This is a genomic window from Streptomyces sp. NPDC059037 (genome assembly GCF_042740015.1).
Classification (GTDB): Bacteria; Actinomycetota; Actinomycetes; order Streptomycetales; family Streptomycetaceae; genus Streptomyces.
Map to the genome: position 1 here is coordinate 1 of NZ_JBHYIG010000057.1, position 21,563 is coordinate 21,563.

Annotated in this window: 22 protein-coding genes; 8 read left to right on the forward strand and 14 right to left on the reverse strand. The window is 69.0% G+C overall.

The genetic code is table 11. The annotated features are described in order from the left end of the window. Nucleotides 1-44: 44 nt before the first annotated feature. On the reverse strand, nt 45-2,306 hold the full coding sequence (locus ACFWY6_RS14685; RefSeq protein ID WP_384689392.1) for a transglycosylase domain-containing protein: 2,262 nt from the start codon (nt 2,304-2,306) through the stop codon (nt 45-47). 514 nt (nt 2,307-2,820) lie between these two features. Between ACFWY6_RS14685 and ACFWY6_RS14690 the strand changes: the two genes are divergently transcribed. Further along, on the forward strand, nt 2,821-3,165 hold the full coding sequence (locus ACFWY6_RS14690) for a WhiB family transcriptional regulator (protein WP_167828965.1): 345 nt from the start codon (nt 2,821-2,823) through the stop codon (nt 3,163-3,165). 51 nt (nt 3,166-3,216) lie between these two features. On the opposite strand, the gene ACFWY6_RS14695 is transcribed toward ACFWY6_RS14690, so the two are convergent. Further along, nucleotides 3,217-4,626, reverse strand: a complete 1,410-nt coding sequence (locus tag ACFWY6_RS14695) for an ArsA family ATPase (RefSeq protein WP_384689395.1) — start codon at nt 4,624-4,626, stop codon at nt 3,217-3,219. After that, complete coding sequence (locus tag ACFWY6_RS14700; protein WP_384689398.1) at nt 4,623-5,603, reverse strand: ArsA family ATPase; 981 nt, start codon at nt 5,601-5,603, stop codon at nt 4,623-4,625. The genes ACFWY6_RS14695 and ACFWY6_RS14700 overlap by 4 nt, the downstream gene beginning before the upstream one ends. 82 nt (nt 5,604-5,685) lie before the next feature. Here ACFWY6_RS14700 and ACFWY6_RS14705 point away from each other — a divergent pair, with 82 nt between their 5' ends. From ACFWY6_RS14705 to ACFWY6_RS14720, 4 genes are all read left to right on the forward strand, one after another. After that, nucleotides 5,686-5,847 (forward strand): DUF4177 domain-containing protein, encoded by a 162-nt coding sequence (locus ACFWY6_RS14705; RefSeq protein ID WP_242720387.1) that lies wholly within the window; start codon nt 5,686-5,688, stop codon nt 5,845-5,847. Nucleotides 5,848-5,906: 59 nt separating this feature from the next. After that, on the forward strand, nt 5,907-6,365 hold the full coding sequence (locus tag ACFWY6_RS14710; protein ID WP_384689402.1) for a RidA family protein: 459 nt from the start codon (nt 5,907-5,909) through the stop codon (nt 6,363-6,365). 86 nt (nt 6,366-6,451) lie between these two features. Next, nucleotides 6,452-7,318, forward strand: coding sequence for an NUDIX hydrolase (locus ACFWY6_RS14715; RefSeq protein WP_384689404.1), 867 nt, complete (start codon nt 6,452-6,454; stop codon nt 7,316-7,318). 88 nt (nt 7,319-7,406) lie between these two features. Further along, nucleotides 7,407-8,237 carry an MBL fold metallo-hydrolase gene (locus ACFWY6_RS14720; protein WP_384689407.1) on the forward strand — a complete coding sequence of 277 codons (831 nt, stop codon included), beginning with the start codon at nt 7,407-7,409 and terminating at the stop codon, nt 8,235-8,237. A gap of 151 nt (nt 8,238-8,388) precedes the next feature. On the opposite strand, the gene ACFWY6_RS14725 is transcribed toward ACFWY6_RS14720, so the two are convergent. Beyond that, a complete protein-coding gene (locus ACFWY6_RS14725) occupies nt 8,389-9,063 on the reverse strand; it encodes a Crp/Fnr family transcriptional regulator (protein WP_016642758.1) in 675 nt (224 codons plus the stop codon). Between the two features lie 303 nt (nt 9,064-9,366). On the opposite strand from ACFWY6_RS14725, the gene nth reads away from it, so the two are divergent. The 3 genes from nth (at nt 9,367) to ACFWY6_RS14740 (ending at nt 12,416) form a co-directional block, all read left to right on the forward strand. Then, nucleotides 9,367-10,284 (forward strand): endonuclease III, encoded by a 918-nt coding sequence (nth, locus tag ACFWY6_RS14730; RefSeq protein WP_384689410.1) that lies wholly within the window; start codon nt 9,367-9,369, stop codon nt 10,282-10,284. 217 nt (nt 10,285-10,501) lie between these two features. Next, complete coding sequence (locus ACFWY6_RS14735; protein ID WP_384689482.1) at nt 10,502-11,164, forward strand: NUDIX hydrolase; 663 nt, start codon at nt 10,502-10,504, stop codon at nt 11,162-11,164. 49 nt (nt 11,165-11,213) lie between these two features. Further along, nucleotides 11,214-12,416 (forward strand): MarP family serine protease, encoded by a 1,203-nt coding sequence (locus ACFWY6_RS14740; RefSeq protein ID WP_361819241.1) that lies wholly within the window; start codon nt 11,214-11,216, stop codon nt 12,414-12,416. A gap of 27 nt (nt 12,417-12,443) precedes the next feature. On the opposite strand, the gene ACFWY6_RS14745 is transcribed toward ACFWY6_RS14740, so the two are convergent. The 10 genes from ACFWY6_RS14745 to ACFWY6_RS14790 all read right to left on the reverse strand — a co-directional run bounded on the left by ACFWY6_RS14745 (nt 12,444) and on the right by ACFWY6_RS14790 (nt 21,519). Then, nucleotides 12,444-12,632, reverse strand: a complete 189-nt coding sequence (locus ACFWY6_RS14745; RefSeq protein WP_135333949.1) for a hypothetical protein — start codon at nt 12,630-12,632, stop codon at nt 12,444-12,446. 140 nt (nt 12,633-12,772) lie between these two features. Next, on the reverse strand, nt 12,773-13,711 hold the full coding sequence (locus ACFWY6_RS14750; RefSeq protein ID WP_266863924.1) for an alpha/beta fold hydrolase: 939 nt from the start codon (nt 13,709-13,711) through the stop codon (nt 12,773-12,775). After that, entirely contained in the window at nt 13,708-14,205 is a 498-nt protein-coding gene (locus ACFWY6_RS14755; protein WP_384689416.1) for a phage holin family protein, read from the reverse strand. The genes ACFWY6_RS14750 and ACFWY6_RS14755 overlap by 4 nt, the downstream gene beginning before the upstream one ends. Nucleotides 14,206-14,325: 120 nt before the next feature. Next, a complete protein-coding gene (gene nhaA / locus ACFWY6_RS14760) occupies nt 14,326-15,723 on the reverse strand; it encodes a Na+/H+ antiporter NhaA (RefSeq protein ID WP_384689419.1) in 1,398 nt (465 codons plus the stop codon). 217 nt (nt 15,724-15,940) lie between these two features. Next, a complete protein-coding gene (acs, locus tag ACFWY6_RS14765) occupies nt 15,941-17,878 on the reverse strand; it encodes an acetate--CoA ligase (protein WP_384689485.1) in 1,938 nt (645 codons plus the stop codon). Between the two features lie 310 nt (nt 17,879-18,188). Beyond that, nucleotides 18,189-18,788: a hypothetical protein gene (locus ACFWY6_RS14770; RefSeq protein ID WP_384689422.1), complete on the reverse strand. Its 600-nt coding sequence runs from the start codon at nt 18,786-18,788 to the stop codon at nt 18,189-18,191. A gap of 298 nt (nt 18,789-19,086) precedes the next feature. Beyond that, on the reverse strand, nt 19,087-19,812 hold the full coding sequence (locus tag ACFWY6_RS14775; RefSeq protein WP_384689426.1) for a phosphotransferase family protein: 726 nt from the start codon (nt 19,810-19,812) through the stop codon (nt 19,087-19,089). A gap of 153 nt (nt 19,813-19,965) precedes the next feature. Then, a complete protein-coding gene (locus ACFWY6_RS14780) occupies nt 19,966-20,439 on the reverse strand; it encodes a glycine-rich domain-containing protein (protein WP_384689429.1) in 474 nt (157 codons plus the stop codon). Nucleotides 20,440-20,527: 88 nt separating this feature from the next. Beyond that, complete coding sequence (locus ACFWY6_RS14785; RefSeq protein WP_384689432.1) at nt 20,528-21,019, reverse strand: hypothetical protein; 492 nt, start codon at nt 21,017-21,019, stop codon at nt 20,528-20,530. Beyond that, nucleotides 21,016-21,519 (reverse strand): ATP-binding protein, encoded by a 504-nt coding sequence (locus ACFWY6_RS14790; RefSeq protein WP_384689436.1) that lies wholly within the window; start codon nt 21,517-21,519, stop codon nt 21,016-21,018. The genes ACFWY6_RS14785 and ACFWY6_RS14790 overlap by 4 nt, the downstream gene beginning before the upstream one ends. Nucleotides 21,520-21,563: the final 44 nt, after the last annotated feature.

Here is a 21,563-nt window from a genome sequence, read left to right on the forward strand (position 1 = left end):
GTGCTGGGCCGGGTCCGGAGCCGACTAAGCACTAAAGGGAAGACCTACCGGCCCCAGCCGCCGATCCCGCCCCCATTGCCGTTCCCGCCGTTTCCGCCGCCGCCGATGACGTCCGGCGGGAGGGAGATGTCCGGCCAGGGATCGCCGCCACCGCCGTCACCGTTGCCGCCGCCGTCGTTGCCACCGCCGCCGCCGCCCGGCTTGTTGTCGTCGTGGGGCTTGTCCTTGTCCTTGTCTCTGTCGGCGTCCGGGATGTGGACGGTGTTGAAGTCCGGCGCGGGCTTGCCCGCGAGGGCGCCGCTCATCGCGTCGCGCCAGATCGGGCCCGGCACCTCGCCACCGAAGACCTTGCCGTACGGGACCCCGCCGATGGTGATGTCGACCATCTGCCGCTTGTGCTGCGGGTCGCCGACCCAGACCGCGCCCGACATGTTCGGCGTGTAGCCGACGAACCAGGCGGCGTAGCGGAAGTCGGTCGTACCGGTCTTGCCCGCGCTCGGGCGGGAGCCGAGGCCCGCCTGCTGGCCCGTGCCGTCCTCGACCACGCCCTTCAGGAGCGTGTTGATCGTGTCGGCGGTCTTCTGCGACATCGCGCGCGAGCACGACGACTTCGGCACCCGCAGCGACTTGCCGCCCGGAGCGGAGATCGACTCGATGGCGATGGGCGTGCAGTACTTGCCGCGCGCGGCGAACGTCGCGTACGCGCTCGCCATCGTCAGTGGTGACATCTCCTGGGTGCCGAGCGCGATCGACGGCGCCTGGTCCATCTTCTTGCCGTCGGCCCGCTCGACGCCCATCTTCTTGGCCATCTTCGTCACCGGGCAGATCCCGATGTCGCCGATCATCTCCACGTAGTAGGTGTTGACCGACTTCGCGGTCGCTTCCTTCATGGCGTAGGGGCCGACCTCGGACTCGTTCTCATTGGTGAGCTTCGCGCCGCCCGAGTTCACCCACTCCTTGCCGCCGCAGGCCGCGACACGCTCCGGATACGGCATCTCGTACGGCGAGCCGTAGCTCTTCGTCGGCGGCATGCCGCCCTCGAGAGCTGCCGCCGCCACGATCGGCTTGAAGGTCGATCCCGGCTGGTAGCCCGCGCCGCCCCGCATGTTCTGGTCGACGGACAGATTCATCGAGGTCTCGTTGGCCTTGAGGTTGATGCCGTAGGGCCGCGACTGGCCCATGCCAAGGATCTTGCCGGTGCCCGGCTCGACGATGGTGGCCGCCGTCGCCACGTCGTCCGTCTGGTTGACGTGATCCTTTATCGAGGCCTGCACCGACTGCTGCGCCTGCGGGTCGAGCGTCGTCTTGATCTGCAGCCCGCCCTGGTTCCAGATCCTGGCCCGGTCCTCCTTGGTCTTGCCGAAGGCCGGGTCGGAGTGGAAGACCTCGCGTACGTAGTCACAGAAGAACCCGGCGCCGCTGACCGCCGTGATGCAGCCGTTCTTCGGCTTGCTCACCTTCAGGCCCAGCGGCTTCTTCTTCGCCGCCTCGGCCTCCGCCTGCGTGATGTCGTGCGTCTCCGCCATCCGCTGGATGACGACGTTGCGGCGCTTGGTGGCTTCCTGCGCGTCGTTGACCGGGTCGTACCGGCTGGGGGACTGCACGATGCCGGCGAGGAGCGCGGCCTCCTGGATCTTCAGGTCCTTGGCGGGCTTGGAGAAGTACCGCTGGGAGGCGGCCTCGACGCCGTACGCCTGCTGCCCGAAGTAGGTGATGTTCAGGTAGTTGCTGAGGATGCGCTTCTTGCCGAGCTTGTCCTCGACCTGGATCGCGTACTTCAACTCGCGGATCTTGCGCCCGAGCGTCTGCTGGGTGGCCTCGGCGACCTTCGACGGGTCGTCACCGGCCTCCTCCACGAAGACGTTCTTCACGTACTGCTGGGTGAGCGTGGACGCGCCCTGGGAGACGCCGCCGCTCTGCGCGTTCTGGTTCAGCGCGCGCAGGATGCCCTTCGCGTCGACCGCGCCGTGTTCGTAGAAGCGGGCGTCCTCGATCGCGACGATCGCCTTCTGCATGTACGGCGAGATCTCCTTGAGCGGCACCACGGTGCGGTCACGTGAGTAGACCGTCGCGATCGCACCGCCCTTGGCGTCGAGGATCGTGGTGCGCTGACTCAGCGGCGGCTGCTTCAGATTGGCCGGGATCTCGTCGAACCCCTCGACCGAACCCTTGGCCGCGAGCCCGAGCGCACCGGCCGCGGGCAGGGCGATCCCGGCCAGCACCGCTCCCGCGAGGACGCTGACACCTAGGAACTTCGCGGCCTGCTGAGTTGGTGACAGACCACCGCCGGAGCGCTTCTTTCCCATGAGGGCAGCCTAATCCGTAGTCAAGGACGTTCCGAGGGAGCGGGTGTTCCTCGGGATGTTCGAGTGCCGGATCGTGACATCGGAGAGTTGCGGCCGCACGCTCTCGTGCCCACGTTCTGATTCGCCGGACAGGCCTCAATGCCTTGGCCTAAGCTGCTCTCAACTGTCACAGCAGTGCGGTTCAGCAACAACCCCGCCGTCATCCCCGAATCTGACGAGGGGGCACCTCCGGCTCCTGGAGAGCTTGAGGGAGTGTCCGAATTCGCCTCATGCGCCATCCGGTGCCCGTTGTGACTCAACTGAAATGCCCGCTTATGCCGGGTTCCTCACGCATGTCGCCAGCTCACTCCGTCGGGTGATCTGCCGCTTACGCATAGTCCGTTCGGGCCATTCAAGATTGGGCCCGAAGGGGGTGTTGCGCTGTCGCCACCTTCCGTAACGTCCTCAACTGGCGGCGGTGAATATGCCGCTGCCGCCGTGGGGGAGCCTCGATTCGGGAGAGGACGGCGCCGGTATGGGCTGGGTAACCGACTGGAGTGCGCAGGCGGCCTGCCGCACTACCGATCCAGATGAACTGTTCGTTCAAGGAGCAGCGCAGAACAGGGCCAAGGCGGTGTGCACCGGCTGCCCGGTGCGGACCGAGTGCCTGGCCGACGCGCTGGACAACCGCGTCGAGTTCGGCGTGTGGGGTGGCATGACGGAGCGGGAGCGCCGCGCACTGCTGCGCAGGCGTCCCACCGTCACCTCATGGCGCCGGCTGCTGGAGACGGCGCGCTCCGAGTACGAGCGTGGCGCGGGCCTGCTGCCCGTGGACTTGGAGGACGACGAGACGTACGAGAGCTACGCGGCGGTGGGATAGACCACCGTGGCGGGTGGACAAACCACCGCGGCGGTGGGATAGACCCGCTGCTCAGGAAGCTCCGGCCAGATCACCATCACCATCAGCACCGGCCGCGAGCCGGTCCCCGATGGCCCGAAGGCCTGCCAGGTCATGCACATCGCCCGGCAGAGCGGTCACTTCGGCCACGGCCACCTCGGGGTGGAGCGCGGTGAAACGGTCGCGGGTGCGCTGTTCGCGCGCGAGCAACTGCATACGTTCGGCGTGCAGCCGCAGCAGACCGGCGGTCAGCTGCTCGACGGACGGCTCATCAAGCGGTGACCGCTCATGAAGTTCAGAAGGTGCGGGATTCTCAGGGCTTTCGGATGTCTTGGGAGTCTCGGAGGTCTCGGAGGTCTCGGGGGAGTCGGCGAGAGCCTCGTAGGAGGTACGCCCTCCAACCTTCCCGTCCCCCTGATCCACAATGCGGCCCTCATCAAGATTTTCCGCGGCGGCAAGCGCGAGATCTTCCGCGGCGGCAAGCGCCCGCTCGGCCGTGAGCCGGGCGGCGCCGCTGCTGTGCACCCGGTTCAGCACGAGACCGGCGAGCGGCATGTCGTCGGCGGCCAGGCGTTCCACGAAGTACGCCGCCTCACGCAGCGCGTCCCGCTCCGGCGACGCCACCACGAGGAACGCCGTGCCGGGCGCCTGCAGCAGCCGGTACGTGGCGTCCGCGCGGGTGCGGAAACCGCCGAACATGGTGTCCATCGCGGCCACGAACGTCTGTACGTCACGCAGCAGTTGACCGCCGAGCAGCTTGCCCAGGGCCCCCGTCATCATCGACATGCCCACGTTCAGGAACTTCATCCCGGCCCGGCCGCCCACCTTCGCGGGAGCCATGAGCAGCCGGATCAGCTTCCCGTCCAGGAACGAACCGAGGCGCTTCGGAGCGTCAAGGAAGTCGAGGGCCGAGCGCGAGGGCGGGGTGTCGACGACGATCAGATCCCACTCGTCGCGGGAGCGCAGCTGCCCCAGCTTCTCCATCGCCATGTACTCCTGCGTGCCCGCGAAGCCCGCCGAAAGCGACTGGTAGAAGGGGTTGTTGAGGATTGCGCTCGCCCGCTCCTTGTCCGCGTGCGCCTCGACGATCTCGTCGAAGGTGCGCTTCATGTCGAGCATCATCGCGTGCAACTCGCCGTCCCCGTCGACGGCCTTGACCCGGCGCGGGACGTTGTCGAGCGAGTCGATCCCCATGGACTGCGCGAGCCTGCGCGCCGGGTCGATGGTGAGGACGACGACCTTGCGGCCCCGTTCCGCGGCGCGCAGGCCGAGCGCGGCCGCCGTGGTCGTCTTGCCGACGCCTCCGGAGCCGCAGCACACGACGATGCGGGTCTTCGGGTCGTCGAGCAGCCTGTCTACGTCGAGGCTGCGGGCCGGGTCGAGAGGGCGTACCGGGTCGGTGCGCGCCGGGTCAGGGGTGCGTGCCGGGTCGGGCGTCGTCATGCGATCCCTTGCTTCCGCAGTTCCGTCGCGAGGTCGTAGAGCCCCGCCAGGTCCATCCCCCCTGCGAGCAGCGGGAGTTCGTGCGAGGGCAGGCCGAGATCGCCGAGCACGGCCCGCTGGTCGCGCTCCAGGGCGTACCGCTCGGCGTACTCGGCGGCCTGTTCCAGGAGCGGGTCGACCAGCCGCTCCGCGTTGCCGCCGCGCCGGGCGCCGCCGAGGCCCGCGGCCGACAGGGACTTGGCGATGGCCGCCCGCGGGGTCTGCTCAAGGCCCAGTTCGAGCGAGGCCTCGTCGAGCAGGGCGGGCCGCACCATGTTCACGATGACCCGCCCCACGGCCAGCTTCGCCGCCCGCAGCTCGGCGATCCCGTCGGCGGTCTCCTGGACCGGCATTTCCTCGAGCAGCGTCACCAAGTGCACCGCCGTCTCAGGGGACTTGAGGACCCGCATCACGGCCTGCGCCTGGTTGTGTATCGGCCCGATCTTGGCGAGCCCCGCCACCTCGTCGTTCACGTTCAGGAAGCGCGTGATGCGCCCGGTCGGCGGGGCGTCCATCACCACGCAGTCGTACGTGAAACGCCCGCTCTTCTCCTTGCGGCGTACGGCCTCGCAGGCCTTGCCCGTCAGCAGGACGTCCCGCAGGCCCGGCGCGATGGTGGTGGCGAAGTCGATGGCGCCGAGCTTCTTGAGCGCGCGTCCCGCGCCCCCCAGCTTGTAGAACATCTGGAGGTAGTCCAGGAGCGCGAGCTCGGGGTCGATGGCGAGGGCGTACACCTCCCCGCCCCCCGGAGCGACGGCGATCTTCCGCTCCTCATAGGGCAACGCTTCGGTCTCGAAGAGCTGCGCGATGCCCTGTCTGCCCTCGACCTCCACGAGAAGGGTGCGCTTGCCCTCCGTCGCGAGGGCGAGCGCTAGGGCGGCGGCCACCGTGGTCTTGCCGGTACCACCCTTGCCGCTGACGACCTGGAGCCTGCTCACACTTGTGAGCCTAACCAGTCGCCGTCCGGGCTACGCAGGAGGCCACCGTGAGCAGCGCCTCACAGCGGCTACAGTCGGCCGTATGACCAAGTGGGAATACGCAACCGTGCCGCTGCTCGTCCATGCCACGAAGCAGATTCTGGACACCTGGGGCGAGGACGGCTGGGAGCTCGTCCAGGTCGTGCCCGGGCCGAACAACCCTGAGCAGCTCGTGGCCTACCTGAAGCGGGAGAAGCAGCTGTGAGCGGGGCGGCGCGAAGCGCCTCCGTCGAGGGTGGCGGCGGGCGACGGGAGGGAGGCGTCGTGGATGCTCGCCTCGCCGAGCTCGGACTGACCCTGCCGGAGGTGGTGCCGCCGCTGGCGACCTACCAGCCGGCCGTTCAGTCCGGTGTGTACGTGTACACCTCGGGGCAGCTCCCGATGGTGGAGGGCAAGCTTCCGGTGACCGGCAAGGTCGGCGCCGAGGTGACCCCGGAGGAGGCCAAGGACCTGGCCCGCACCTGCGCCCTGAACGCGCTCGCCGCGGTGAAGTCCCTCGTCGGTGACCTGGACCGGGTCGCGCGCGTCGTGAAGGTCGTCGGCTTCGTCGCATCGGCCCCTGACTTCACGGGCCAGCCCGGAGTGATCAACGGCTCGAGCGAGCTGCTCGGCGAGGTCCTCGGCGACAAGGGCGTGCACGCCCGCAGCGCCGTGGGCGTGGCGGTCCTGCCGCTGGACGCACCGGTCGAGGTCGAGATCCAGGTGGAACTGACCGAGGCGTGAGGGCTGCGCGGGGGAGGTTTTTGCTCTCCTGGAGCACCCGATAGTTGCCTCTCGAACATCAGCCCGCCAGGGGATAGCCTCCGCCCATGGCTAATGGGCAGTGGTATCCCCCGGAGTGGCCCGACCGCATCCGGGCGCTGAGCAGCGGCGAACTGACGCCGGCGACTCCGCGCCGGGCCGCCACGGTCATGCTCCTGAGGGACTCCGCGGCGGGCCCCGCCGTACACATGCTGCGCAGACGCGCCTCCATGGCCTTCGCCGGAGGCGCGTACGCGTATCCGGGCGGCGGCGTGGACCCGCGCGACGACGACCGCCTGGTGCGCTGGGCGGGCCCCTCCCTCGCGTCGTGGGCGGCGCGGCTCGGCGTGGACGAGCCGGGCGCCCAGGCGATCGTGTGCGCCGCCGTCCGCGAGACGTACGAGGAGGCGGGCGTGCTGCTGGCCGGGCCGAGCCCCTCGACCGTCGTCGGCGACACGACGGGTGAGGACTGGGAGGCGGACCGCGAGGCGCTGGTGGCCCGCGAGCTGTCCTTCGCGGAGTTCCTGGACCGCCGGGGGCTTGTCCTCCGTAGTGACCTGCTTGCCGCCTGGGCGCGGTGGATCACTCCGGAGTTCGAGCCGAAGCGGTACGACACGTTCTTCTTCGTGGCGGTGCTTCCGGAGGGGCAGCGCACGCGCAACGCCTCTACGGAGGCGGACCGTACGGTGTGGATCGCTCCCGGGAAGGCCACGGAGGGATACGACAAAGGCGAGCTCCTGATGATGCCGCCGACCATCGCGACCCTGCGCCAGCTGAGCCCGTACGCGTCCGCGGCGGACGCCCTGGCCGCCGCCCCGGAGCGGGACCTGACCCCGGTCCTGGCCCAAGCGCGCCTGGAGAACGGCGAGTTGACCCTGACCTGGCCAGGCCACGAGGAGTTCACCAAACACATCCCTGCGGGCGACCCCAAGTGAACCCCGGGCCCCACCCGTCTCCCACCCGCAGCCCCCGGACCGTGCCCCGCACCGTCACTCCACCCCACCCGAACGGGAGTAACCCCGCATGACCGAAGCCGCCGCCCTTCCCGGACAGCCCCGGGGTGGAGTGCTCAGCGGTCGCGCAACGGCCCGCGCCGTCAACGTGCTCGCGCCCAACGCGTCCGCGATGACCCTCGACGGCACCAACACCTGGATCGTCGCGGAGCCGGACTCCGGGCTCGCGGTCGTCATCGACCCAGGCCCCCTGGACGACGCGCACCTCCAGAACGTCATCGCCACCGCCGAGAAGGCCGGTCAGCGTGTGGCCCTGACCCTCCTCACCCACGGCCACCCCGACCACGCGGAAGGCGCCGCCCGCTTCGCCGAGCTGACCGGCAGCAAGGTGCGGGCCCTCGACCCGGCGCTGCGCCTCGGCGACGAGGGCCTCGCCGCGGGTGACGTGATCACGACGGGTGGCTTGGAGCTGCGCGTCGTGCCGACGCCGGGCCACACCGCGGACTCCCTGTGCTTCCATCTCCCGGCCGATCAGTCCGTCCTGACGGGGGATACGGTCCTGGGCCGCGGTACGACGGTCGTGGCGCACCCTGACGGCCGCCTGGGGGACTATCTGGACTCGCTGCGGCGCCTCAGGTCCCTGACGGTCGACGACGGCGTGCACACGGTCCTGCCGGGCCACGGACCGGTCCTGGAGGACGCGCAGGGCGCCGTCGAGTTCTACCTCGCGCACCGCGCGACCCGCCTGGCCCAGGTGGAGACGGCCGTCGAGAACGGCCACGTGGCCCCCGCGGACGTCGTCTCCCACGTGTACGCGGACGTCGATCGCTCCCTGTGGCCGGCGGCGGAACTCTCGGTCCGTGCCCAGCTGGACTACCTGCGGGAGCACGGCCTGATCTGACGGGTCTTCGCCGAGTACCGGCGCACCTTGTCGAGCCGCCGGGCAATCGGGCGGGTGGGCGGGAAAAGCCTGTACAGCAAGCACAGATGGGGCTCCGCCTCAAAACAGGCGGAACCCCATCCACGTAAGACACAGCGTCAGCGCACCGGCGTCAGCGTGAGCGCTTGGCCAACCGCTCCACATCCAGCAAGATCACCGCGCGAGCCTCAAGCCGCAGCCACCCGCGCCCGGCGAAGTCCGCGAGCGCCTTGTTGACCGTCTCGCGGGAGGCGCCGACCAGCTGGGCCAGCTCTTCCTGCGTGAGGTCGTGCACGACGTGGATGCCCTCCTCGGACTGCACACCGAAGCGGCGCGACAGGTCGAGGAGCGCGCGGGCCACACGCCCGGGCACGTCGGAGAAGACCAGGTCGGACATCTGGTCGTTGGTCTTGCGCAGGCGCCGGGCGACGGCACGCAGCAGCGCGGCGGCCACCTCGGGCCGCGCGTTCAGCCACGGCTGGAGGTCGCCGTGCCCCAGGCCGAGCAGTTTGACCTCGGTGAGGGCGGAGGCGGTTGCCGTACGCGGACCCGGGTCGAACAGCGAGAGCTCACCGATGAGCTCGCCGGGACCGAGCACCGCGAGCATGTTCTCGCGCCCGTCGGGTGAGGTCCGGTGGAGCTTCACCTTGCCCTCGGTGACCACATAAAGGCGGTCTCCGGGGTCGCCCTCATGGAACAGAGCATCCCCGCGCGCGAGCGTCACCTCACTCATGGAGGCGCGGAGCTCCGCGGCCTGCTCGTCATCGAGCGCCGCGAAGAGCGGGGCGCGCCGCAGAACGTCGTCCACGAGTTCTCTCCTTGTCGACCTGCATCAGGGGACCGTGCTCCCCATTTTGCCGGACGGTCCAAACAGTGTGATCTGTCACAAGGATGCCGTACTGGTGTCGCATGCCATGCAGGAGGGGGCCAATTGGGGGCCGATCCATGGGGTCAGGGGCGGATGTCAGTGCCGGGCTCTAGGCTGGCCGGGTGTCCAAAAAGCCGGTGAGAGCACAGGCCAAGGGGGGCTGGAAGGGTGACCGCACGCCGTGATTCCGCTGTGGGCGAACAGGCTTCCTCCGAACCAGAGAATGCGACAAAAGGGACAAGGATGCCACCGGTGAGGAAGCCTTCAGCAAAGAAGACGGCGGCGACGGCAAAGAAGACGGCGACGGCGGCGAAGAAGCCCACCACCGCGGTGAAGCCCACCCCCACCAAGAAGGCCAAGCCCGCCAAACAGGCGACCCCCGCCAAACAAACCAAGCCCGAGTCCCGCACCGCCCTCGTCCGCCGCGCCCGCCGCATCAACCGCGAGCTCGCCGAGGTGTACTCGTACGCGCACCCCGAGCTGGACTTCGAAAACCCCTTCGAGCTCCTGGTGGCCACGGTCCTCTCCGCGCAGACCACCGACCTGAGGGTGAACCAGACGACACCGCGCCTCTTCGCCGCGTACCCGACCCCGGAGGACCTGGCCGCGGCCAACCCGGAAGAGGTCGAGGAACTGATCAGGCCGACGGGGTTCTTCCGGGCGAAGACGAAGTCGATCATGGGCCTCGCCGCGGCCCTCCGGGACAACCACGGCGGTGAGGTCCCCGGCCGCATAGAGGACCTGGTCAAGCTGCCCGGCGTAGGCCGCAAGACGGCGTTCGTGGTGCTCGGCAACGCCTTCGGAGTCCCCGGAATCACCGTGGACACCCACTTCGGGCGCCTCGTCCGCCGGTGGAAGTGGACCGAGGAGACCGACCCGGAGAAGGTCGAGGCCGCCATCGCCGACCTCTTCCCGAAGAGCGAGTGGACGATGCTCTCGCACCGGGTGATCTTCCACGGCCGCCGCATCTGCCACGCCCGCAAGCCCGCCTGCGGCGCCTGCCCCATCGCCGGCCTCTGCCCGTCGTACGGGGAGGGCGAGACCGACCCGGAGAAGGCGAAGAAGCTCCTCAAGTACGAGATGGGCGGCCTGCCGGGCCAGCGCCTCAAGCCCCCGCCGGACTACCCGGGAAAGGCGGCGCCGCCACTGGGCGCCGCATGAGCGAGGAACCAACCGAGGGGCCACAGGCGTTGTCCACAGTTGGACGGGGGTGCCGATGACGCACGCGAGCGATACAGGCGAGACAACCGACACGAGCGATACGCACATGACGAACGGGAACGGCTTCCAGGGGCACGGCCACACCGGCACCCCCGACGAGCACGGCCACACCGGCACCCCCGACGAGCACGGCCACACAGACAGCCCCAACGGCCACGTGCGCCTCAGCACCGAAGGCCTCCCCGCCTGGCTGGCCCCCGTCGTCCACGCCGCGGAGACCGTCAAGCCGACCCAGCTCAGCCGCTTCCTGCCCCCGGAGAGCGGCGCCGGACGCCAGTCCGCCGTACTGATCCTCTTCGGAGAGGGCGCCCAAGGACCCGAGCTGCTCCTGATGGAGCGCTCCGGGAGCCTCCGCTCGCACGCCGGCCAGCCCTCCTTCCCGGGCGGCTCCCTCGACCCCGAGGACGGCGATCCGCAGACGGACGGCCCTCTGAGGGCCGCCCTGCGCGAGGCCGAGGAGGAGACCGGGCTCGACCCCCGGGGCGTCCAGCTCTTCGGCGTGCTGCCCCGCCTCTTCATCCCGGTGAGCGATTTCGTCGTCACGCCCGTACTGGGTTGGTGGCGTTCACCCAGTCCCGTAGGCGTGGTCGATCCGGCCGAGACGGCCCGCGTCTTCACGGTCCCCGTGGCCGATCTCACGGATCCCGACAACCGCGCGACGGCCGTCCACCCGCGCGGCCACGAAGGCCCCGCCTTCCTCGTCGAATCCGCTCTGGTCTGGGGTTTTACGGCCGGGGTGATCGACAAGATCCTGCACTTCGCGGGCTGGGAGCGCCCCTGGGACCGGACGAAGCAGGTCCCGCTCGACTGGCGCGCATGACAAGGTTGCGGGGACGTGGCGACCGCGATGCGAGGCGAGGATTGAATCGGTGAACGTGCTGGACATCCTGTTGGTGGTCGCCGCCGTGTGGTTCGCGGTGGTCGGCTATCGCCAGGGATTCGTCGTCGGCATCCTGTCGGTGATCGGTTTCCTGGGCGGCGGCCTCGTCGCGGTGTACCTGCTGCCCGTCATCTGGGGCGCCTTCACGGACGACAAGCAGGCGGTGGGCACGACGGCCGCCGTCGTCGCCGTCGTCATCGTGATCGTCTGCGCCTCGATCGGCCAGGCCTTCACCACGCACCTCGGCAACAAGCTCCGCAGATACATCACCTGGCAGCCCGCCCGCGCCCTGGACGCGACGGGCGGCGCCCTGGTCAACGTGGTGGCGATGCTCCTCGTCGCCTGGCTGATCGGCTCCGCCCTCGCGGGTACGACGCTGCCGACGCTCGGCAAGGAAGTCCGTAACTCCAAGATCCTGCTCGGCGTCTCGCGCGCCCTGCCCAACCAGGCCGACACCTGGTTCGCGGACTTCTCATCCGTCCTCGCGCGCAACGGCTTCCCGCAGGTCTTCAGCCCGTTCTCGAACGAGCCCATCACCGAGGTGCAGGCCCCCGACCCCAGGCTCGCCAAGAGCGCGGTCGCGACGAAGGCCAAGCAGTCCATCGTGAAGGTGCAGGGCGAGGCCCGCGGCTGCGGCAAGGTCCTCGAAGGCACCGGCTTCGTCTTCTCCGACCGCCGTGTGATGACGAACGCGCATGTGGTGGGCGGCGTGGACGAGCCGACCGTGCAGATAGGCGGAGACGGCCGGACGTACGACGCGAAGGTCGTGCTCTACGACTGGGAGCGCGACATCGCCGTACTCGACGTGCCGACCCTCCAGGCGCCCCCGCTGCAGTTCACGTCGAAGGACGCGGTCAGCGGGGACAACGCGATCGTCGCGGGCTTCCCGGAGAACGGTCCGTACGACGTGCGCCCCGCGCGCGTGCGCGGCCGCATCACGGCCAACGGCCCGGACATCTACCACCGGGGCACCGTGCGCCGCGATGTGTACTCGCTCTACGCGACCGTCCGCCAGGGCAACTCCGGCGGCCCGCTGCTCACGCCGGACGGCAAGGTGTACGGCGTGGTGTTCGCGAAGTCCCTCGACGACCCGGACACCGGCTACGCGCTCACGGCCGACGAGGTCCGCGAGGACATCGAGGCCGGCCGCACCGCCAACCAGGAGGTCGACAGCGAGGGTTGCGCGCTCTAGCCGGGGCGGCCGGGGCGCCGCCCCGGTTCAGTCGCGCGTATGACGCAGCCGCGCCGAGACCCAGCGGGCCCTGCGGCGCAAGATGCGTGGAATGCCGATGCCCTGAGCAGGGCCTTCATGGCCCGGATCGTGCGGGCCGCCCCCCTCATGGCTGTTCAGCGCTGTGGCCGAGCGGCGGTTGCGTGCTGCGTCACTGTAGTCGTGCGTCCAGCCCATACCCCGACGTGTGCCCGTGCCTCAAGGTCGGTAACCGCGCCCAGGGGCCCCAATTGGCCTATGCGGGGGGCAAGTGGCCGTTCGTAGTACAGGCGTTCGCCCACCGGCGATTCAGGGGTCGATTCAGTGGCCCGAGACCCTCACCGATCCGGCTCAGGATCCTTCAGCCAGTTCACCAGCTCCGTCGAGAAGGCCACCGGATCCTCCTCATGCGGAAAGTGCCCGAGGCCGTCGAACAGTCGCCAGCGGTACGGCGCTTCGACGTATTCGCCGGAGCCCGCCGCGCTCCTCGTACGCATCACGGGGTCGAGCGATCCGTGCAGATGCAGCGTGGGAACCTGCACCGGCCGCTTCATCCGGCGGTTGAACTGGATGCCGTCGGGGCGGGCCATCGAGCGCACCATCCAGCGGTACGGCTCGATCGAGCAGTGCGCCGTCGAGGGGATGGTCATGGCCCGCTGGTACGTCTCCACCGTCTCGTCGTCCGGCAGCTGCGGCCCCGACCAGTCCCGCACCAGACGCCCCACCAGGGCCCCGTCGTCCGCGACGAGTTGACGCTCCGGCAGCCACGGCCGCTGGAAGCCCCAGACGTACGACCCGGCGGCGGTCTGCTTGCGGTCCGACAGCATCGCCGAGCGCCAGCGCCGCGGATGCGGCATCGAGGAGACGGCCAGGCGGCGCACCAGCTTGGGCCGCATCACGGCCGCCGTCCACGCCAGATAGCCGCCCAGGTCGTGCCCGACGAGCGCGGCGTCCGGCTCGCCGAGGGACCGGACGACGCCCGTGATGTCGAGCGCGAGGTTCGCCGGGTCGTAGCCGCGCGGCGTACGGTCGCTGCCGCCCACGCCCCGCAGGTCCATCGCGACCGCACGGAACCCCGCGTCGGCGAGCGCCACCATCTGGTGCCGCCAGGTCCACCAGAACTGCGGGAAACCGTGCAGAAGCAGCACCAGCGGCCCGTCGCCCATCTCGGCGATGTGGAAGCGCGCGCCGTTGGCGGCGACATCCCGGTGGGTCCAGGGGCCTTCGATGCGTACGAGCGAGGGCGGCTGGGCCGAAAGAGGGGCGGGGTCCGTCATGAAGACGAGCGTGCCACAGCCGGGGCCTTCTCACCGACACGGTCGACGGCGGCACCCGCGGGGCTCACCGCGCGGGGGTGCGGCTTGACGTTCCCCAGTACGGCAGCCGTCTCCTTGGCCGAAGCGGCCGCCTTCTGCGGGCCCCTGCCCTTCTTGGCCTTCTTCGCGAAGATGACGCCGATGAGCGCGAGGAGCCCCGCGACCAGCACGTTCGCCGCGAAGGACAGCACGAAGCAGATCGCCAGATTCCAGCCGCTCCAGGTCTCGATGCCGTACGCGAGGGCGAAGCTCAGCATCGGCAGCGAGAAGATCAGCACCGCGCCCGCCGCGGCGAACGCGGCGCCGCCGACCGCACCGCGCTTGACGTCCTGCCGCAGCTGCGCCTTGGCCAGCGCGATCTCGTCGTGCACCAGCGCCGACATCTCGCTGGTGGCCGTGGAGACCAGCTGGCCGAGGCTGCGCTCGGTGCCGACGGGCCCGTCGGGTGCGCTCATCGCGTACTCCCTCTTCCGTAAGCGTGCATAAGCCTGCTCGGATACGTCTGTTCAGATACGACTGCTCAGCTAGGTCTGCGCAGCAAGTCTGCTAAATCTGCGCAGATAAGTCTGCTCAGATCATGCCGGACCCTCGTCATCGGCGCGTGCCCCGCCCGACACTTCGGCAAGCCTGCGGTGTTCGGCGGCCTTCTTCTCGTAGATCGCGGCCATCCGCAGGTGGTACTCCGGCTTGTCCTGCTCGTAGACGTCGGGGATGCCGTCGAGGTCGTCGTCGCGCTCCTCGTCGGCCACCATCGCGCGGTACTTGGCGTTGCGGACCTTGAGCAGGATCGCGGAGAGCACGGCCGCGATGAGCGAGCCCATGAGGACGGCGGCCTTGATCTCGTCGGTGAGCAGCGGGTCCTCGGTGAAGGCGAGTTCGCCGATCAGGAGCGAGACGGTGAAGCCGATCCCGGCGAGCGAGGCGACCCCGAAGACGTCCGGCCAGGCCAGTTCGTCGTTGAGCTCTGCCTTGGTGAAGCGCGCCGCGAGCCAGGTGCCGCCGAAGATGCCGACCGCCTTGCCGACCACGAGACCGAGCACCACGCCGAGCGTCTCCGGCTTGGTGAATACGTCCCCGAGCGCGCCGCCCGACACCGCGACACCGGCGCTGAACAGCGCGAACAGCGGCACGGCGAGGCCCGCGGAGAGCGGGCGCACCAGGTGCTCGATGTGCTCGCCCGGCGAGTGCTCCTCGTCGTCGCGGCGGGTGCAGCGCAGCATCAGGCCCATCGCGACACCGGCGATGGTGGCGTGGATGCCGCTGTTGTACATCAGACCCCAGATGACCAGGGCCAGCGGAACGTAGATGTACCAGCCGCGCACGCCCTTGCGCAGCAGCACCCAGAAGACCGCGAGGCCGACGACCGCGCCGCCGAGCGCCGCGAAGTCGATGTCGCTGGTGAAGAAGACCGCGATGATCAGGATCGCGAAGAGGTCGTCGACGACGGCGAGCGTGAGCAGGAAGGCGCGCAGCGCGGACGGCAGGGACGTGCCGATGACCGCGAGGACGGCGAGCGCGAAGGCGATGTCGGTGGCGGTCGGCACGGCCCAGCCGTCCATCGAGCCGCCGCCGACGGTGTTGGTCAGGACGTACACGAGGGCGGGCACGGCCATGCCGCAGAGCGCCGCGACGACGGGCAGGGCGGCGGCCCTGGGGTCGCGCAGATCGCCGTCGACCAGCTCGCGCTTGAGTTCGATGCCGGCGACGAAGAAGAAGACGGCGAGGAGTCCGTCGGCGGCCCAGTGCTGGATGGAGAGGTCGAGGCCGAGGGAGCCGGGGCCTATGTGGAACCCGCTCACGGATTTGTACGACCCGCCGGCCGTGTTCGCCCAGATCAGCGCGGTGACGGCGGCGACGAGGAGGAGGACACCGCCGACGGTCTCGGCACGCAGCGCGTTCGCGACGAAGTTCCGCTCGGGCAGCGAGAGCCGTCCGAGTACCTTGCGGTTGTTGCTGGGTGCGGGCGCGGCCACGGGGGTCGACCTCCGGTCGGTAGGCAGGACGAATCACATGCCGACCAGACTTCCCGGCGCACCTAGGTACTTCTTGTCGCGATGTTGACGCGATCCTTAGCTTACCTAACATGCGTCCGGACGTATCCGGCGATCGTCACTTTAAGCGCAAGAAGGGCACCCGGCGCGGTGCCGGATGCCCTCTCGCGTACGTCCGGCCAAGCAGGCCGGCGCCTGACTAGTCCTCGCTCGGCGCAGCCGGCAGCTTCGTCTGGATCAGGTCCATGACCGAGGAGTCGGTCAGCGTGGTGACGTCACCCAGCTCCCGGTTCTCCGCGACGTCACGCAGCAGCCGCCGCATGATCTTCCCGGACCGCGTCTTCGGCAGCTCCGCCACCGGCAGGATCCGCTTCGGCTTGGCGATCGGGCCCAGCGTCGTGCCCACGTGGCCCCGCAGATCCGCGACGAGTCCCTCGGCCTCCGCGTCGGCGGAACTCCGCAGGATCACGAAGGCCACGATGGCCTGACCCGTCGTCTCGTCCGCCGCGCCGACGACCGCCGCCTCGGCGACGGAGGGGTGCGAGACGAGCGCCGACTCGACCTCGGTGGTGGAGATGTTGTGCCCGGAAACGAGCATCACGTCATCGACCCGCCCGAGGAGCCAGATGTCGCCGTCGTCGTCCTTCTTGGCACCGTCTCCGGCGAAGTACTTGCCTTCGAACCGCGACCAGTAGGTGTCGATGAACCGCTGGTCGTCGCCCCAGATGGTGCGCAGCATCGAGGGCCACGGCTCGGTCAGGACGAGATATCCACCGCCGCCGTTCGGCACCTCCTGAGCCTCGTCGTCGACGACGGTGGCGGAGATGCCCGGCAGCGCGCGCTGGGCACTGCCCGGCTTGGTCTCGGTGACGCCCGGCAGCGGCGAGATCATCATCGCGCCGGTCTCGGTCTGCCACCAGGTGTCCACGATCGGGCACGTGTCGGCGCCGATGTTCTTCCGGTACCAGATCCACGCCTCGGGGTTGATCGGCTCACCGACCGACCCGAGGACGCGCAGCGAGGACAGGTCGAACTTCGCGGGGATGTCGTCGCCCCACTTCATGAACGTACGAATGGCCGTCGGCGCCGTGTAGAGGATCGTCACCCCGTACTTCTGCACGATCTCCCAGAAGCGCCCCTGGTGCGGGGTGTCGGGCGTGCCCTCGTACATGACCTGCGTCGCGCCGTTGGCCAGCGGCCCGTACGTGATGTACGAGTGGCCGGTCACCCAGCCGATGTCGGCCGTGCACCAGTAGACGTCGGTCTCCGGCTTGAGGTCGAAGACGGCGTGGTGGGTGTACGCGGCCTGCGTGAGATAGCCGCCGGACGTGTGCAGGATGCCCTTCGGCTTACCCGTCGTACCCGACGTGTAGAGGATGAAGAGCGGGTTCTCCGCGTCGAAGGCCTCCGGGGTGTGCTCGGCGGACTGCCGCTCGGTGAGCTCGTGCCACCACACGTCGCGGCCCTCGGTCCACGCCACGTCCTGGCCCGTACGGCGTACGACGAGGACGTGCTCGACGGAGCTGCCGTCGCGCGAGACGGCGTCATCCACCGCCGGCTTGAGCGCGGCGGCCTTGCCCCTGCGGTAGCCGCCGTCGGAGGTGATGACGACCTTGGCGTCGGCGTCCTTCACGCGCGTGGCGATGGCGTCGGCGGAGAAGCCGCCGAAGACCACGGAGTGCGCGGCGCCGATGCGGGCGCAGGCCAGCATCGCCACGACGGCCTCGGGGATCATCGGCAGATAGACGGCGACCCGGTCGCCCTGCCGGACACCCAGCTCGGTCAGCGCGTTCGCGGCGCGGCTGACCTCGTCCTTCAGCTCGGCGTAGGTGATGGCCCGGCTGTCACCGGGCTCACCCTCGAAGTGGATCGCCACGCGGTCGCCGTTGCCGGCCTCCACATGGCGGTCCACGCAGTTGTACGCGACGTTGAGCTTGCCGTCGGCGAACCACTTCGCGAACGGCGGGTTCGACCAGTCCAGCGTCTCGGTCGGTTCGGTGGCCCAGGTCAGCCGGCGGGCCTGCTCGGCCCAGAAGCCGAGCCTGTCAGCCTTGGCCTGTTCATACGCCTCCGCGGTGACGTTGGCGTTGGCCGCCAGGTCGGCCGGCGGCGCGAACCTTCGCTCTTCCTTAAGCATGTTGGCGATGGACGGACGCTCGCTCACTTCGTGACTCCCAACAACATGCAGACAACTGCGGCCCGTGGTTTAGACCAATCTGACAACCGCATGGATTCTTCTGCGGTTGTGAGTGCTGGTCAACCCCTCTCCGATCCTGACATCTGGGAACAGCGGAGGTACAGGGGGTGAGGACGGCAGCGGCACGTGTCGTTGTGGGGTCGGACAACGTGCACCGGCCCGAGGCGCTCTGGGGCCTGTCCGACGGGTCAAGCTGGCTGGGGTGAGCTCCCCGCTCCGTCCACGCGCAGGGGCGGGGTCGTTGTTGTGTCTACCGGAGTTCCCTCTTCAGTCCGGTCACGTCCGGCCCAGTGTCCTTGCTGGGCATCTTCCATTTGTGCGCCATGTTGTCGCCGTCACGGTAGATAAGCGTGCCGCCCCGCGCTTGCTTCGGCGTCAAATCGAAAACTTCAAGGCCTAGCTGGTAGGTGCCTGGTTCGACGGGGCCGGCGTTGTTGTAGCGGTCGATGGTGACGCTGGTGGCTTCGCCATCCAGGGTGCTGATGGTCTGTCCATCAGAGGCGATCCACTCCCACCCTCCGTTGCTGATGGGAGCGGTCTGTTCGGCTGCCGCGCCTGTCATGGCGCGGCTCTTGGTCGTGATGACGGCGAACATGCCGTATTTGGCGTCGGAGATGCCGTCCGTAGCGGTGAAGACCACGTTTGTGGGGGTGATCTCCAGGACCCCAGCACCTTCGTCACCTGTGGTAGTTGCGGGCTTGCCGAAGGCAATCACTTCAGGGCGTGGCGTACTCGCTTCCTCGGAGCTGCTGGCGGGTTTCTCGGCATCTGGCTTCTCGTCGCTGCCGCTGCTGCCGCATGCGGTAAGTGCGAGGCAGGCGACTCCGGCTGCGATCAGACGGCTTCTCATGGTTCCCCCATGGCTCGTCAGGGGCATGGACCGTACCGCAAGGCCGGGAGTTCCGGCCCGAAGATGGGCGATCTGTCATCTGGTCGTGGAAAGCCTCAGGCGGCGGTGACGACGTCTGCTCGGACGACTGCGGTCCACTCGGTGAGGAGTTGCTCGTACTCGGCTTGCTGCGGGCCCGTCTTCAAACACTCCATGTCACAGCTCAGTAGGGGCAAGGACTGACGTGGAGGCTGATGCTCATGGCTGTTCAGCGACGACTGACCCATCGGACAGGCCCTAGGAGCGCATGAACCAGCCTCTACCCCCGGTGCTCGGCCCACATTCGGGCCGCGGCGGTGAGGGCTGCTCGGTGAGGGAGCGGGCGGGTTCGTTCCCAGCTCTCCCACGCCGCGTAAACGGTGCGCGCGAAGGTCGTGACGGCCGTCGGCTCGGCGGCGCGGTACGCGGGGACTTGCTCGGCGATCTTCTCGGCCTGCTCGGCGGTGTGGCCCGCAGAGATCAGGCGGGGGATCGTCAGCGCGGCGTCGGCCCATGCCGGAGCGGGGCAGGCGAGGGCCCAATCGAGCAGCCGTAGGGCTCCGTCGGGGGTCACGAGCATGTTGAGGGGGGACATGTCGGTGTGGGCGAGGCTTCGGCCTTGCAGTTCCGGCGGCACGTCCTCGGGAAGGAAGTCGGTCCACCGGGTGTGGAGCGGCTTCTTTCGCAGGGCCTCGGGCCAGGGGGCTTGGGACACGGCTGTGAGCGTCCGTACGAGGGCGTCGAGGTCGGGGGACCCGGGGGACAGGTTGGGGTGGTGGCCGTTGATGTACTCGTAGCCGAAGAGCAGCCAGTCGCCGGCCTCGAGTTCCCACAGCACACGTGGCGCGTGGGCGGCCTCGCGGGTCACGGCGGCTTCGTGGCGGTAGACCCACGCTTGCGGGTCGTCGAGGCGGGTTCCCTTGATGAACGTTCGGGCGTCCTGCGCATGGACCGTGCAGGCGAGTTGGGACATCACACCGTGCGGCGCGGTCTCGGCCTTGTCCACCGGTCCGGTATGCCGCTCGACAGCGGTTCGTGTCGCCGCTGGTAGGTCGTGCCAGTCGATGCGGTCCAACCGTGCTCCCGAGTCGGTGGGTACAAGGGGGCGGCCCTCGGCCTCGCCACAGCGTGGCACAGACCGAGGGCCGACAGAGGAGCGTCAGGTGCGGGTCGGGGGGTGGTTCGGGCTGTCGCTGCAATTCGCGTGGCACTGCGAGCACTCAGCGAGGTCCAGCTCGGGCCAGAACTCCATGTCGATCTCGTACCCGGCGAGGGTGATCGCGTCGACGGTCCGAGCGCGCAGTGCCTTGCCGCCGCCGTGTTCGTCGCGGTCGAGGAAGCCGGGCTTGTGGTGCAGCATCTTGCCGAACTTCCGCTCGCAGAACTCCTGATACGCCTGGGTGTACATCAGGAAGGCGTGCCAGAAGTCATCGACCAGGGGAGAGGGGCTGAGCGGCCTGTCGCTGTAGGCGCAGGCGGCGAGGAAGGCGAGCATCTGGCCGACCCCTCGCTCGGCCTTCTCTTCGGTGAGCTGTGGGAGCTTGTCGAGCGTGTTGGAAACGAGGGTCGCCCGCATTTCCTCGTCCAGCAGCGTTCGCGCGTCGGTTGCGGTGCGCTCTTGGGCTGTGGTCACGTGCCTGCCTCCATGTAGGGGATGGGTGCTTGCACTTGCTGACCGCCCAACCGGCCGGTCTTTCTGTTCACGGCTGGTGGGACGGAACTTACGTCCCGATGCGCTCGAATCGGCGCCGGGCATACGTGGTGCCCCACAGGACCGCGCCGCGGCTGAAGCACTCACGTAGGTGTTTGTCGGTTGCTTCCTGGTCGGCTGTGATCGCAATGGGCGTGAGCACGAGGCACACCCGGCACAGGGCGCCGTTGCCGATCACCTGGACCCATTCCTGTGAGGGCGAGGGGATCGTCATCACGTACTGATCGTGTCCGTAGTCCAGCGCGATGGCCTCGCGCCACATGAGAATGCGCGGACCGATCACCGGTGGCGTTTGGGCGCCAGGGCCCAAGTGGAGCGAAATAGCGAGGCGGCGCATTCCGTCCTCGACGGTCTCTGTCGTTTCATTCGTCCGTCGGGGCCCGGGGTGCGTGATCAGCAGTTGGGCGATGTCGTACGCGGGTGTGTGATGAATGCCGGTTGCGGCGGCCACGCTGGAAACGAAACCGGGACCGGGCGGGATGTCGAGGCCAGGCATGGTCATCTCGCCTTCACCTCCGCCCATACGGCTTTGCCGGGGGGAGTGTCGAAGACTCCCCATTGGCCGGGGCACAGGGCGTCGAGGATGATCAGGCCGCGCCCGCGGTCGTGTTGGTCGGATTCGGGGCGCGGCCGGGGCCGGCGGCGGATGGGGTCGTGTACCTCGATGCGCGTTCGCCGGTCGTCGGTGTCGATGACGAGGCGTACGGAGTCGTCGGGTTTGGTGCCGTAGCGGATGGAGTTCGTGACCAGCTCGCTGGTGATCAGTAGGACGTTGTCGACGTAGGCCTCGCCCGCATCAGGTACGTGGTGGCCGACGTGCTCACGGACGAATTCACGTGCAGTGCTGGCCGATTCAGGCTCGCTAGGCAGTAACAGGACTGCCAGTCGGTCAATGTGGGGCTCCGGTGAGGTCATCACGGAGGTAGCGGTCTGTACGTCGATGACCGCCGCCCAGGCAGCTTCCCGCCACCTCATGGACGGTTTCTTGTTCGTCATCGTCATGGCCTGTGCCTCTCGCTGGCCTCGGCATTTCCCCGTCTGACACC